The 13639-nt window shown below is 58.4% G+C and carries 10 protein-coding genes; 2 read left to right on the top strand and 8 right to left on the bottom strand.

Annotated features, from left to right (window positions below):
- Nucleotides 1–326: 326 nt before the first annotated feature.
- Both J2X66_RS10915 and J2X66_RS10910 read left to right on the top strand, forming a co-directional pair.
- Nucleotides 327–1910, top strand: a complete 1584-nt coding sequence (locus J2X66_RS10915) for a peptide chain release factor 3 (RefSeq protein WP_027924489.1) — start codon at nt 327–329, stop codon at nt 1908–1910.
- 244 nt (nt 1911–2154) lie between these two features.
- Nucleotides 2155–2409, top strand: coding sequence for a hypothetical protein (locus tag J2X66_RS10910; RefSeq protein ID WP_310263970.1), 255 nt, complete (start codon nt 2155–2157; stop codon nt 2407–2409).
- A gap of 97 nt (nt 2410–2506) precedes the next feature.
- Here J2X66_RS10910 and J2X66_RS10905 read toward each other — a convergent pair whose 3' ends face one another.
- The 8 genes from J2X66_RS10905 to J2X66_RS10870 form a co-directional block, all read right to left on the bottom strand.
- The gene (locus J2X66_RS10905; RefSeq protein ID WP_059181621.1) at nt 2507–3487 is read right to left on the bottom strand and encodes a peptide ABC transporter ATP-binding protein; all 981 of its coding nucleotides are present in this window, start codon (nt 3485–3487) and stop codon (nt 2507–2509) included.
- Complete coding sequence (locus tag J2X66_RS10900; protein ID WP_027924492.1) at nt 3487–4455, bottom strand: ABC transporter ATP-binding protein; 969 nt, start codon at nt 4453–4455, stop codon at nt 3487–3489. Before J2X66_RS10900 ends, J2X66_RS10905 begins: the two co-directional genes overlap by 1 nt.
- Nucleotides 4456–4465: 10 nt before the next feature.
- Nucleotides 4466–5389: an ABC transporter permease subunit gene (locus J2X66_RS10895; protein ID WP_310263967.1), complete on the bottom strand. Its 924-nt coding sequence runs from the start codon at nt 5387–5389 to the stop codon at nt 4466–4468.
- A 10-nt stretch (nt 5390–5399) separates the two neighbouring features.
- On the bottom strand, nt 5400–6410 hold the full coding sequence (locus J2X66_RS10890) for an ABC transporter permease subunit (protein ID WP_027924494.1): 1011 nt from the start codon (nt 6408–6410) through the stop codon (nt 5400–5402).
- Between the two features lie 74 nt (nt 6411–6484).
- Complete coding sequence (locus J2X66_RS10885) at nt 6485–8080, bottom strand: ABC transporter substrate-binding protein (RefSeq protein WP_310263964.1); 1596 nt, start codon at nt 8078–8080, stop codon at nt 6485–6487.
- Nucleotides 8081–8158: 78 nt separating this feature from the next.
- Nucleotides 8159–9571 carry an OprD family porin gene (locus J2X66_RS10880; protein ID WP_027924496.1) on the bottom strand — a complete coding sequence of 471 codons (1413 nt, stop codon included), beginning with the start codon at nt 9569–9571 and terminating at the stop codon, nt 8159–8161.
- A gap of 170 nt (nt 9572–9741) precedes the next feature.
- On the bottom strand, nt 9742–11340 hold the full coding sequence (locus tag J2X66_RS10875) for an ABC transporter substrate-binding protein (protein ID WP_027924497.1): 1599 nt from the start codon (nt 11338–11340) through the stop codon (nt 9742–9744).
- Between the two features lie 307 nt (nt 11341–11647).
- Entirely contained in the window at nt 11648–13273 is a 1626-nt protein-coding gene (locus J2X66_RS10870; protein ID WP_310263960.1) for an ABC transporter substrate-binding protein, read from the bottom strand.
- Between the last annotated feature and the right edge of the window lie 366 nt (nt 13274–13639).

Here is a 13639-nt window from a genome sequence, read left to right as displayed (position 1 = left end):
CGAGTGGCAATGCCATCACTGGCTGCCGGGTCATCAACGTTCGCGAGAAGCAGCTCTTCATGCAAGTAGAACCGCATGAGATCGAGCCATAAGCGCAGCCTCGTCAGGCCAACTTGCTGATTTTTCAGCCCCTGATACGAGTGCCGTAACAGGGGAGTGGACGTCTGCACCTTTTAAAAGGTTCCATAATTAACAGCATTTAGCCACCCTTGATGTCCCCGCGGGTCGGTCAATCGCCATTAGCGACAGGGCGAGCGGTGGTCTGTAAGGCTCGGTTTGCGCTATACTCGCCGCCCTTTTTTGAATCACCTGCCAGGCGATTTCCCATGACCAAACAGGCCGCCGAAGTCGCGAAACGCCGCACTTTCGCCATTATTTCCCACCCCGATGCCGGTAAAACCACCATTACCGAGAAGCTCTTGCTGATGGGCAAGGCGATTGCGATTGCGGGCACGGTGAAGTCTCGCAAGTCCGACCGCCATGCCACCTCCGACTGGATGGAAATGGAAAAGCAGCGGGGTATTTCCATTACCACGTCGGTCATGCAGTTCCCGTATCGCGACCACATGATCAACCTGCTCGACACCCCGGGCCACGAAGACTTCTCCGAAGACACCTACCGCACCCTGACGGCGGTGGACTCGGCCTTGATGGTTCTCGACGGCGGTAAGGGTGTAGAGCCACGGACCATCGCGCTGATGGACGTTTGCCGTCTGCGTGACACGCCGATTGTCAGCTTCATCAACAAACTCGACCGTGACATTCGCGACCCGATTGAACTGCTCGACGAGATCGAAGCGGTCCTGAAGATCAAGGCTGCGCCGATCACCTGGCCGATCGGTTGCTACCGCGATTTCAAAGGCGTGTATCACCTCGCCGACGACTACATCATCGTGTACACCGCCGGTCACGGCCACGAACGCACCGATGTGAAAATCATCGAGAAGCTCGATTCCGATGAAGCTCGCGCACATTTGGGCGACGAGTACGATCGCTTTGTCGATCAGCTGGAGCTGGTGCAGGGCGCCTGCCACGAGTTCAACCAGCAGGAATTCCTCGACGGCCAACTGACGCCGGTGTTCTTCGGTACTGCACTGGGCAACTTCGGTGTCGATCATGTGCTCGACGCCGTGGTCAACTGGGCGCCGAAGCCATTGGCCCGTGTCGCCAACGAGCGCACCGTCGAGCCGGTTGAAGAGAAGTTCACCGGTTTCGTGTTCAAGATCCAGGCAAACATGGACCCGAAACACCGCGACCGTATCGCCTTCATGCGTATCTGCTCCGGCAAGTACGAAAAAGGCATGAAGATGCGCCACGTACGCACCGGCAAGGATGTGCGGATCGGTGACGCGCTGACCTTCTTCTCCTCCGAGCGTGAGCAGCTGGAAGAAGCGTTTGCCGGCGACATCATCGGTTTGCACAACCACGGCACCATCCAGATCGGCGACACCTTTACCGAAGGTGAAACCCTGGGCTTCACCGGTATCCCGCACTTCGCCCCGGAACTGTTCCGTCGCGTACGCCTGCGTGATCCGTTGAAATCCAAGCAGCTGCGTCAAGGCTTGCAGCAGTTGGCGGAAGAGGGCGCGACCCAGGTGTTCTTCCCTGAGCGCAGCAACGACATCATCCTCGGCGCCGTCGGTGTGCTGCAGTTCGATGTGGTCGCCAGCCGCTTGAAAGAGGAATACAAGGTTGAGTGCTCCTACGAGCCGATCACCGTTTATTCCGCGCGCTGGATCGATTGCAGCGACAAGAAGAAGCTTGAGGAATTCTCCAACAAGGCGGTGGAAAACCTCGCGATCGACGGCGGTGGTCACCTGACCTACCTGGCCCCGACCCGGGTCAACCTGGCACTGATGGAGGAGCGCTGGCCGGACGTGAAATTCCGTGCGACGCGTGAGCATCACTAAGCGCTGAGTCGAAACACACAGAACCCCGTTGCGAAAGCTGCGGGGTTTTTTGTTGCCTGACGCAAATCCCCTTGTGAGAGCAATAACGATTCGAGATAACTGTTATTCAAAACCAATCTGCCGATCACGGGCATTTCCAGCCCGTCGTTAGCGTCCTGTCTGGTGAACCGCACTGATCGGAACTAGATTTCATTCAGCGCCAGTCAGGCACCCAAGCATCACCCCAAAAAGGATGGATTCGGCTATGAACATTTTTCAACGCATTGTGCTGTTGCTTAAGGTTTTAGTGATGTTGTCCGTGGGCATGTCGGCGGCGTGGGCGGAGTGCCCGGAGCATGGCGAACAGGTGTCGAGCGGGCAGGTGATACATGCCGGGATGATGATTGCCAAATCTGACTCCGAGGCTGGGGACAAAGATCAGGGCGGTAGCGAGGGCGATGACGACTCGACCACTGAAGAGCCCGACACCGACGAGGATGAAGGTGACAGCCAGTCTTGAACGGAAGGCAAAAGAAAACCCCTTCTACTCCAACTGATGCGCAGTCGTTGTAGAAGAGGTCCGGTATTGCTGTGGGAGCAAATCTGCTCCCACATTGTTATGCCGCGCCGTCGAGGAATTGCTCGGCGTAGTGGCAAGCCACTTGGCGGTTATCGAGAGGGCGCAGGGCTGGCTCTTCGGTACTGCAGCGCTCGGTGGCGTATGGGCAGCGCTTGTGGAAAGCGCAACCCGACGGCGGGTTCAACGGGTTAGGCAACTCGCCGACGATCTTGATTTTCGGCTTGTTCGGGTCCGGGTGAATCGTCGGTGTGGCCGACAACAGCGCCTGGGTGTAAGGGTGCAGCGGACGCTCGTAGATGTCGTTCTTCGGACCCATTTCCACCGGGCGACCGAGGTACATCACCATCACGTCATCGGCAACGTGTTGCACCACGGCCAGGTTGTGGGAGATGAACACGTAGGCAGTGTTGAACTCTTGCTGCAAGTCCATGAACAGGTTCAGTACCTGCGCCTGAATCGACACGTCCAGCGCCGAAGTCGGTTCGTCCGCTACCAGCACTTTAGGCTGCAGCATCATCGCGCGGGCCAAGGCGATCCGCTGGCGCTGACCGCCGGAGAACATGTGCGGATAACGCTGGTAGTGCTCGGGACGCAAGCCCACCTGCTTCATCATGGCCTGGACTTTTTCGCGACGTTCGGCCGCCGACAGGTTGGTGTTGATCAGCAGCGGTTCGCCGAGCTGGTCACCGACTTTCTGCCTTGGGTTGAGCGAGGCGTACGGGCTCTGGAACACCATCTGCACGTCTTTGCGCAGTTGCTTGCGCTGGGCCTTGTCGGCACCGGCGACTTCCTGGCCGGCGATTTTCAAGGAGCCGGAGGACGGCTCTTCGATCAGGGTCAACGCACGGGCCAGGGTGGATTTGCCGCAGCCCGATTCACCAACCACGGCGAGGGTCTTGCCGGCGTGCAGTTCAAACGACACGCCGTTGAGGGCGCGCACGGTCGCATGGCCCTTGAACAGGCCGCGAGACACTTCGTAGTGACGGGTCAGGTCGCGGGCGGTAAGTACGACGGCCATTACGCCACCTCCTGATTAAGCGGGTAGAAGCAGCGGGCGAGGCTGTGGCTTTTCGGGTCCAGGGCCGGGCGCGTGGCGCGGCAGCTGTCTTGCACATACGGGCAACGCGGTGACAGCAGGCAACCCTGCGGACGGTCGTAGCGGCCGGGAACGATACCCGGCAGGGTCGACAGGCGTGTGGCGCCCAGGCTGTGTTCCGGAATTGCCTTGAGCAACGCCTCGCTGTACGGGTGCGCCGGAATGTCGAACAGCTGCGGCACCTGGCCGACTTCAACCGCCTGGCCCGCGTACATCACGCACACACGCTGGGCGGTTTCAGCCACGACCGCGAGGTCGTGAGTGATCAGCACCAGGCCCATGTTCTGCTCTTTCTGCAACGCCAGCAGCAGGTCCATGATCTGCGCCTGAATCGTTACGTCGAGTGCCGTGGTCGGTTCGTCAGCGATCAGCAGTTTCGGTTCGCCGGCAATCGCCATGGCGATCGCAACACGCTGGCTCATACCGCCGGACAGTTGGTGCGGGTAGGCGTCCATACGGCTTGCAGCGCCCGGGATTTCGACTTTTTCCAATAGTTCGATGGCACGCTTGCGCGCTTGTTTGCCGGACATTTTCAGGTGCAGGCGCAGCACTTCCTCGATCTGGAAACCGACGGTGTAGCTCGGGTTCAGCGCGGTCATCGGGTCCTGGAAGACCATGGCCAGGTCTTTACCGACGATTTGTCGACGCTGACGGTTGCTCAGCTTGAGCATGTTCTTGCCGTCGAAATTCAGGGCGTCGGCAGTGACGATCCCTGGATGCTCGATCAGCCCCATCAGCGCCATCATGGTCACGGACTTGCCGGAACCCGATTCGCCAACGATGGCCAGGACTTCGCCTTTTTCCACGGTGATGTCGAGCCCGTCGACCACCGGAACGGCGTTCTTGTCGCCGAAGCGAACGTTGAGATTCTTGATTTCTAACAGTGACATTTGAATCTCCTCAGGCGGCGTTCTTGAGTTTCGGGTCCAGCGCATCGCGCAGGCCGTCGCCCATCAAGTTGATTGCCAGCACGCTGAGCAAAATGGTCAAACCAGGCAGGCTGACTACCCACCAGGCGCGTTCGATGTAGTCGCGGGCCGAGGCCAGCATGGTGCCCCACTCAGGGGTTGGCGGTTGTACGCCAAGGCCGAGGAAGCCCAATGCGGCGGCATCGAGAATCGCCGAGGAGAAGCTCAAGGTCGCCTGAACGATCAGCGGCGCCATGCAGTTAGGCAGCACGGTGATGAACATCAGGCGGGGCAGCGTGGCACCGGCCAGGCGCGCAGCGGTCACGTAGTCGCGGTTCAGTTCGCCCATCACCGCAGCGCGGGTCAGACGAACATAGGACGGCAGGGACACCACGGCGATGGCGATCACGGTGTTGATCAGGCCAGGGCCGAGGATGGCGACAATCGCCACGGCCAGCAGCAGGGACGGCAGGGCCAGCATGATGTCCATCAGACGCATGATGGTCGGGCCGAGCAAGCGCGGGAAGAAACCGGCGAACAGGCCCAGCAGGATCCCCGGAATCAGCGACATCACCACCGACGACAAACCGATCATCAACGACAGACGCGAACCGGTGATCAGGCGCGACAGCAGGTCGCGACCCAGTTCATCGGTGCCGAGCAGGAACTGGATCTGCCCACCTTCCAGCCAGGCTGGCGGGGTCAGCAGGAAGTCACGGTATTGCTCGCTCGGGTTATGCGGGGCAACCCACGGCGCGAAGATCGCGCAGAAAATCACCAGGATCATGAACATCAGGCCGGCGACGGCGCCCTTGTTGCGGGAAAACGCGTGCCAGAATTCTTTGTACGGGGACGGATACAGCAGGCTTTGATCGACTGTTACCGCTTGATTTTGCGTTGTAGCTGGAGTGGTCATGGTCATGATCTCAGCGCTGGTGACGGATGCGTGGGTTGGCAAAGCCGTAGAGGATGTCCACCACGAAGTTGACCAGAATCACCAGGCAGGCGATTAACAGGATGCCGTTTTGCACGACTGGATAGTCTCGGGCGCCAATGGCTTCGATCAGCCATTTACCGATGCCGGGCCACGAGAAGATGGTTTCGGTCAGGACCGCACCGGCCAGCAATGTGCCGACTTGCAGGCCGACCACGGTCAGGACCGGAATCAGCGCGTTGCGCAGACCGTGCACGAACACCACGCGAGAAGGCGACAGGCCTTTGGCGCGGGCGGTACGGATGTAGTCTTCACGCAGTACTTCGAGCATCGAAGAACGGGTCATCCGCGCAATAACGGCCAGCGGGATGGTACCCAGCACGATGGCCGGCAGGATCAGGTGATGCAGGGCATCGAAGAACGCACCGACGTCATCGGCCAGCAGTGTGTCGATGAGCATGAAGCCGGTGCGCGGCTCGATGTCATAGAGCAGGTCGATCCGCCCGGATACCGGGGTCCAGCCCAGGCTCACCGAGAAAAACATGATCAGGATCAGGCCCCACCAGAAGATCGGCATCGAATATCCCGCCAGGGAGATGCCCATCACCCCATGGTCGAACAGGGATCCTCGCTTGAGTGCCGCGATCACCCCGGCCAGGAGGCCCAGGATGCCGGCGAACAGCAGGGCGGCCATGGACAGTTCCAGGGTCGCAGGGAATAGAGAGGTGAATTCGCTCCAGACGCTTTCACGGGTACGCAGCGATTCGCCGAGGTCGCCGTGAGCCAGTTTGCCGACGTAGTCCAGGTATTGGGCATACAGCGGTTTGTTCAGACCAAGGCGTTCCATTGCCTGAGCATGCATTTCGGGGTCGACTCGGCGTTCGCCCATCATTACTTCCACGGGGTCGCCTGGAATCATGCGAATCAACGCGAAAGTCAGCAAGGTGATGCCGAAGAACGTGGGGATCAATAACCCCAATCGGCGGGCAATAAAACTAAACATCTTGTGGTGTACCTCATCAGCCGGTTAGGCGTGCCTGGTGTCCCTGGAGTCAGGGACACCGGGAGTTTTCTTATTTACTTCACCTGGGTGGTGGCGAAGTTATTCGTGGTAAGCGGGCTAATGTGATAGCCCTCTACGTTGTTGCGCATTGCAGTAAACATACGGGTGTGCGCCATGCTGATCCATGGCTGGTCCTGATTGAAAACCTCCTGGGCTTGCTCGTAGAGCGCCGCACGTTCCGTCGGGTTCACTTTAGCTCGGGCTTCATCGATCAGCGTCTGGAATTTCTCGTTGCACCAGCGCGCGTAGTTTTCGCCGTTCTTGGCTGCTTCGCAACTCAGCATAGGCGTCAGGAAGTTATCCGGATCGCCGTTATCACCCGCCCATCCGGCGGAAACCATGTCGTGCTCGCCGTTTTTCGCACGTTTGAGCATTTCGCCCCATTCCATGACGCGAATGTCGATCTTGATGCCGACCTTGGCCAGGTCAGCCTGCATCATCTGCGCGCCCAGCATCGGGTTCGGGTTGGTCGGCCCGCCGCCGTTACGGGTGAACAGTGTAAACGTTGTGCCTTCCGGTACGCCTGCTTCCTTGAGCAAGGCGCGGGCCTTGTCCAGGTCACGCGGCGGGTTGGTCAGCTTGTGGTTGTAGCCCAGCAGGGTGTCCGGGTACGGGTTGACCGCGACAGTCGCATTGCCTTTGCCGAACAGCGCGTTGACATAGGCCGCCTTGTCGAACGCGATGTCGATGGCTTTGCGCACGCGCACATCGCTCATGTATTTGTGCGAGGTGTTCATGGCGATGTACGAAACGGTCATCGCGTTCATTTCATCGACTTTCAGTTTTTCGTCTTTTTTGATGCTCGGGATGTCATCCGGTTTCGGATACAGCGCAACCTGGCACTCGTTAGCCTTGAGCTTTTGCAGGCGCACGTTGTTGTCGGTGGCGATGGCCAGGATCAGCGCATCAGCGGGTGGCTTGCCACGGAAGTAGTCCGGGTTGGCCTTGAAGCGAACCTGGGCATCTTTGTTGTAGCGCTGGAAAACGAACGGGCCGGTACCGACTGGCTTGTTGTTCAGGTCGCCGGCCTTGTTCGCCTTGAGCAACTGGTCGGCGTATTCGGCGGAGTAGATCGAGGAGAAGGCCATGGCGATGTCGGCCAGGAACGGCGCTTCACGACGGGTCAGGGTGAACTTGACCGTGTTGTCGTCGACTTTCTCTACGCTTTTGAGCAGTTCCTTGAAGCCCATGCTTTCAAAGTACGGGAAGCCCACGCTCGACAGTTTGTGCCATGGGTGGTTCGGGTCCAGCTGACGCTGGAAGCTCCAGACCACGTCGTCGGCGTTCATGTCGCGCGTCGGCTTGAAGTAATCGGTGGTGTGAAACTTGACGCCTTTGCGCAGGTGGAACGTGTAGCTCAGACCGTCTTCGCTGATGTCCCAGGAATCGGCCAGTGCCGGAATCACTTCAGTGGTGCCCGGCTTGAAGTCCGCCAGACGGTTGAAGATGGTTTCAGCCACGGCGTCGGCTGTGACTGCAGTCGTGTACTGGACCATATCGAAGCCTTCCGGACTGGCTTCGGTGCAGACCACCAGGGGTTTGGCAGCGACGCCAACAGCGACACTCAGCAACGCGGCAGCGATGGCCGCACGTAGGGGAAGCATTTTCATCAAGAACCCTCTGCAATCAGTTAAAGGACTAATGCCCAACCGCTGATTCGTCACTGAATCAGCGGTTGGGCAGGTGCATTACAGGATGTTGAACGGAATGGTCGTCACGAGACGGAACTCGTTGATGCTGCCATCACCCTGGTTTTCGCTGGCACGGTGAGCGGTGTAGGTCGCGCGAACAGTGGTGGCCTTGAGTGGGCCGCTCTGAATGGCGTACGTAGAACCGATGCCGTATTCGTAGTGGGTCTCGCCGTCCATGTTTTTCACGTCATAGGCGGTACCGGTGTAGTGAGTACCGTCGATGCCCCAGCCACGCGCCTGGTAGATGTTGAACTTCAGGCCTGGCACGCCGTATTCAGCCATGTTCAGGCCGTAGGCGATCTGGAAGGATTTCTCGTTCGGGCCGTTGAAGTCCGACAGCAGGGAGTTGGCCAGGTAGATGCCGTTGGTTTCGTGCAGGTAGTCGAAGTACTCGTTACCGTTAATTTCCTGGTACGAGAAGGTCAGGGTGTGAGCCTGGTGAGTCAGGCCAAACGACAGGGAGCCGGCCTGGTTGTCGATTTCGCCCAGCAGTCTCTTACCTTCGTCGACGGTCTTGTAGTAGTTCAGGCCGGTGGTCAGGCTCAGTACCGAACTGTCACCCAACACGTGGCTGGCGCCGAAGTAGTACTGGTTCCAGAAGTCTTCGGCCTGGGTCGCCCACAGGCTGGTGGTCAGGCTGGCGAAAGGGGTATAGGTGAGGCCGGCCGTATTAACGTGATCGGTCTCAGCCGTAATGTTTTGATATTCGGAGCGGAACTTGCTGAGGCTTTCTTCAGTACGCGGCGAAACGCGGTCAAAGGTTCCCAGGTCGAAAGCCAGGTTGTTCAGTTCTTCGCTGTGGACCGCGACGCCCTGGAAGCTCGAAGGCAGGGCACGGTTGCCGATCACATCGACCTGCGGGCTGCTGAAGTTCATGCGGCCGGCGGTCAGGGTGGTGTTGGAGATGCGAGCCTTGACGTTGGCCAGGCCCAGCTTGCTCCACTGACCTTGAGCGTCGCCGCCTTCTTTGGTCAGGGTACGGTTGTTGCCCGCGCCTGGGCGGGAGCCCGGTGCGCCACCGTTGTTGGAGGCCAGGTTCTCGCGATCGCGCTCCAGAGCAACAGCGTTGTAGGCGGCCACTTCGGTGCTGAAACCTACAGTGCCTTCGGTGAAACCGGAGTTGTACTTGACGATGGTGCCTTGAACCCAGTTGATACGACGATCAGTGGGGGTGGCTACACCGTCTTTGCGGTAAGTGAACTTGCCGCCACGTTTCAGTTGTTCGTTGGCGTACCAGTTGCGCGTGGTGCCGGAGATGGATTGACCTTCGACGAAGCCAGTTGCATCAGCTTGTGCACTTTTGGTGTTAACCGTCACCGGGGTGAATGCCTGGCTCTGGGTTTCTGCGTACGCCGAGGCGGTTACGCTGCTGATGGCCAAGGCCAATAACGCGGTGCTGCTCAGTTTCATGGGTGAAGCTCCTTACTTTCTTTTTTTTAATGCCGGTCTTATTGGTGATCCGGCTATTGGTTTTGAACACATTCAAGGCATCGCAAACGTTTGCTGAAGGCCGGATTGGCGAATTACGGCAACACGCTTGCGTGAGGGCGTAATACGCCCCCAGCGTTCTGGCTAATCGGTTATTGGTCGATACTGACGCCCGAGAACACGTTGCGGCCGAAGGGGCTGACTTTGAACCCTTCGACTTTGGCGCTTAACGGCTGGTTGACCGTCGAGTGGGCGACTGGCGTGATTGGCACCTGCTGCTTGAGGTACTGCTGCGCCTGTTTGTACAGGATGGTGCGTTGGTCGCGGTCGGTGACGACCTTGGCCTGCTTGACCAGCTTGTCGTAAGCCGGATCACACCACATGGAGTAGTTGTTGCCGCCAATGGCGTCGCAGCTGTAAAGCGTGCCGAGCCAGTTGTCCGGGTCCCCATTGTCCCCGGTCCAGCCGATCAGGCTGATGTCGTGCTCGCCATTCTTGGTGCGCTTGATGTACTCGCCCCATTCATAGCTGACGATCTTCACTTTGAGGCCGATTTTTGCCCAGTCAGCCTGGAGCATTTCGGCCATCAACTTGGCGTTCGGGTTGTAAGGGCGTTGAACGGGCATCGCCCACAGGGTGATTTCAGTGCCTTCCTTCACGCCGGCAGCCTTGAGCAATTCCCTGGCTTTTTCCGGGTTGTAGGCGGCGTCTTTGATCGTTTCGTCGTACGACCATTGGGTCGGCGGCATGGCATTGACGGCCAACTGCCCGGCACCCTGGTAGACGGCGTTGAGAATGCTTTGCTTGTTCACCGCCATGTCCAGCGCCTGTCGCACTTCGAGCTGGTCGAAAGGCTTGTGCCGAACGTTGTAGGCGATGTAACCGAGGTTGAAACCTGGCTTCTCGATGAGCTTGAGTTTTTCATCGTGCTTCAGCGCGGTCACGTCGGCAGGGCGAGGGTGCAGGGTGATCTGGCATTCGTTGGCCTTGAGTTTCTGCACCCGCACCGAGGCGTCGGTGTTGATGGCGAAAATCAGGTTGTCGAGCTTGACCCGGCTCGGGTCCCAGTACTGCTTGTTGCCGGTGTAACGGATGTTGGAGTCTTTCTGGTAACTCTTGAACACAAACGGGCCAGTGCCGATCGGCTTCTGGTTGATGTCGCTCGGTTTGCCAACGGCCAGCAACTTGTCGGCGTATTCGGCGGACAGGATGGCGGCGAAGCTCATGGCGATGTTCTGGATGAACGCGGCGTCGACGCTGTTGAGCGTCATGACCACGGTCAGCGGCCCGGTCTTTTCGACCTTGGCGATGTTCTTGTTCAGGCTCATCCCGTTGAAATACGGGAACTCGGTCGGATAAGCCTTACGGAAAGGGTGTTGCGGGTCGAGCATGCGATTAAACGTGAACAGCACGTCATCGGCATTGAAGTCGCGGGTCGGCGTGAAGTAGGGCGTGGTATGAAACTTCACCCCTTCGCGCAGGTGAAAGGTGTACTTGAGGCCGTCTTCGGAAATATCCCAACGAGTGGCCAGGCCCGGTACGACATTGGTCGCGCCTTTTTCAAACTCTGCCAAACGGTTGTACAGCGGCTCGGCGGCGTCGTTATCGGTCGCAGTGGTGTACTGCGCCGTGTCGAAACCGGCGGGGCTGCCTTCAGAGCAGAACACCAGGCTGTTATTGGCGGCCTGGATGGATGTGGCGGCCAACAGGCCGGTGCCCAGTAATGCGGATAAAACCAAGGAATGGCGCATGACGCTCCCTCTTGTAATCACGAGTGTTTTGACAATGAGCCGCCGTCCCGTCCTGGGACGTGGAGGATCACTGACTTCAAACCATGCCTTTCAGCAATAACCGAGAGCCCACGCATGAGCTGGTCAGAACCCGACGGTATGAGCCGTGGATCTGGCAGTAAATGCGTAGAGTCCTAAAGACTCGTAGGAAATGGCAACGCGTCCGACTCCACCGCCGTAGTACGCGGAGGAAACGGATGTAAGAGTTTTCCTGCTTTCTCGGCAGATAAAGCAACGGCGACGTCAAAAACGTCGCCGTTGCAAAACCTTATTTGCTGACGCTGACGCCGTAGAAGGAGTTCAAGCCAAACGGGCTGATCTTGAAATCCTTCACTTCGTTGCGCATTGGTTGGAACACCGTCGAGTGAGCGATAGGTGTCATTGGAACTGCATCTTTGAGGACGTGTTGCGCCTGTTTGTACAGTTCGGTGCGCTTGGCCTGGTCGGTTGTGCGCTTGGCTTCTTTAACGATGCCGTCGAACTTCTTGTCGCACCACTTGGAGAAGTTGTTGCCTTGCAGCGAGTCGCAGCCGAACAACACGTTCAGCCAGTTGTCCGGGTCACCGTTGTCGCCGCTCCAGCCAATCAGCATCGCGCCGTTTTCGCCGCCTTTGGAGCGCTTGATGTACTCGCCCCACTCGTAGGTCACGATCTTGGCTTTGATGCCGATCTTGGCCCAGTCGGACTGCAGCATTTCAGCCATCAGTTTGGCGTTCGGGTTGTAAGGACGCTGTACCGGCATCGCCCACAGGTTGATCTCGGTACCTTCCTTGATGCCGGCTTCCTTGAGCAGCTCTTTGGCTTTCTCAGGGTTGTACGGAGCATCTTTGATGGTGGTGTCGTAAGACCACTGGGTTGGCGGCATGGCGTTGACGGCCAGTTGGCCTGCGCCCTGGTAAACCGAGTCGATGATCTGCTGCTTGTTGACGGCCATGTCCAGTGCCTGACGCACTTTCAGTTGGGCCATCGGGTTCGGCTCGTCGCTGCCCTTGATCTTGTCCATCACGTTGTAGGCGATGTAACCCAGGTTGAAACCGGCCTGATCAGGTACTTTCAGGGTCTTGTCTTCTTTGAGCGCCTTCAAGTCGGCTGGACGTGGGAACAGAGTGATCTGGCACTCGCCCTTCTTCAGCTTCTGGATACGCACCGACGGGTCGGTGGTGATGGCGAAGATCAGGTTGTCGATCTTGACGTCGTCAGGCTTCCAGTAGTCCTTGTTCCCGGTGTAGCGGATGTTGGAGTCTTTCTGGTAGCTCTTGAACACGAACGGACCCGTGCCGACCGGCTTCTGGTTGATGTCGGCGGCTTTGCCTTCTTTCAGCAGCTGCGCGGCGTACTCGGCGGACTGGACGGACGCGAAACTCATGGCCATGTTCTGGATGAACGCGGCGTCGACTTCTTTCAGGGTGAACTTGACGGTTTTGTCGTCGACTTTATCGATCTTGGTGATGTTGGTGTCCATCCCCATGTCGGTGAAGTACGGGAATTCAGTCGGGTACGCCTTACGGAACGGGTCATCCTTGTTAATCATGCGATTAAAGGTGAACAGCACGTCGTCGGCGTTGAACTCACGAGTCGGCTTGAAGTACGGGGTGGTGTGGAACTTGACGCCGTCACGCAGGTGGAAGGTGTACGTCAGGCCGTCCGGGGAAATGTCCCAGCTGGTCGCCAGGCCAGGAATCACGGCGGTGCCGCCGCGCTCGAACTGGGTCAGGCGGTTGAACATGGTTTCTGCAGAGGCGTCGAAGTCGGTTCCGGTGGTGTATTGACCTGGATCGAAACCGGCCGGGCTCCCTTCGGAGCAGAACACCAGGTTAGTCGCGGCTTGGGCGAAGGGTGCGCTAGCTAACAAGCTGGCGCCGACTAAAAACGGAATGACCGCGTGTTTAAGCATGGTGGCCTCATGATTGTTGTCATTTTTGGAATTAGAGGACGACCTCGTGAGTCGACCTGCGGATACTTATGCAGGGGCCGTACCCAATGCAAGATCCAGAGCGACCACAGGCGTTAAACAGTGGCACGTACGTACCTTAATGTCGCATTTGTATAAATTCAGGCGCATTTGACCGTTTGCGCAGGTTTTTTTCGGTGCAACCGGCGCACCGCGGCGGGGCGATTGGCGGGGCTTGCGCACCCGGTTGGAGCGTGGTGTTACTTATTTATACCCACGTTTTGGGGGGTGAATGGGTTGGGTGGGTGGCTTTTTGGGATTGAGAATATTTTGCGCCGGGCGTGGGGGCTGTTGAGTTTGGGACCGTGT

The organism is Pseudomonas sp. 3296, from assembly GCF_031456615.1.
GTDB lineage: Bacteria > Pseudomonadota > Gammaproteobacteria > Pseudomonadales > Pseudomonadaceae > Aquipseudomonas > Aquipseudomonas mucoides.
The sequence above is the reverse complement of the archived record's forward strand: the minus strand, read 5'-3'. Positions and strand labels throughout refer to the sequence as shown.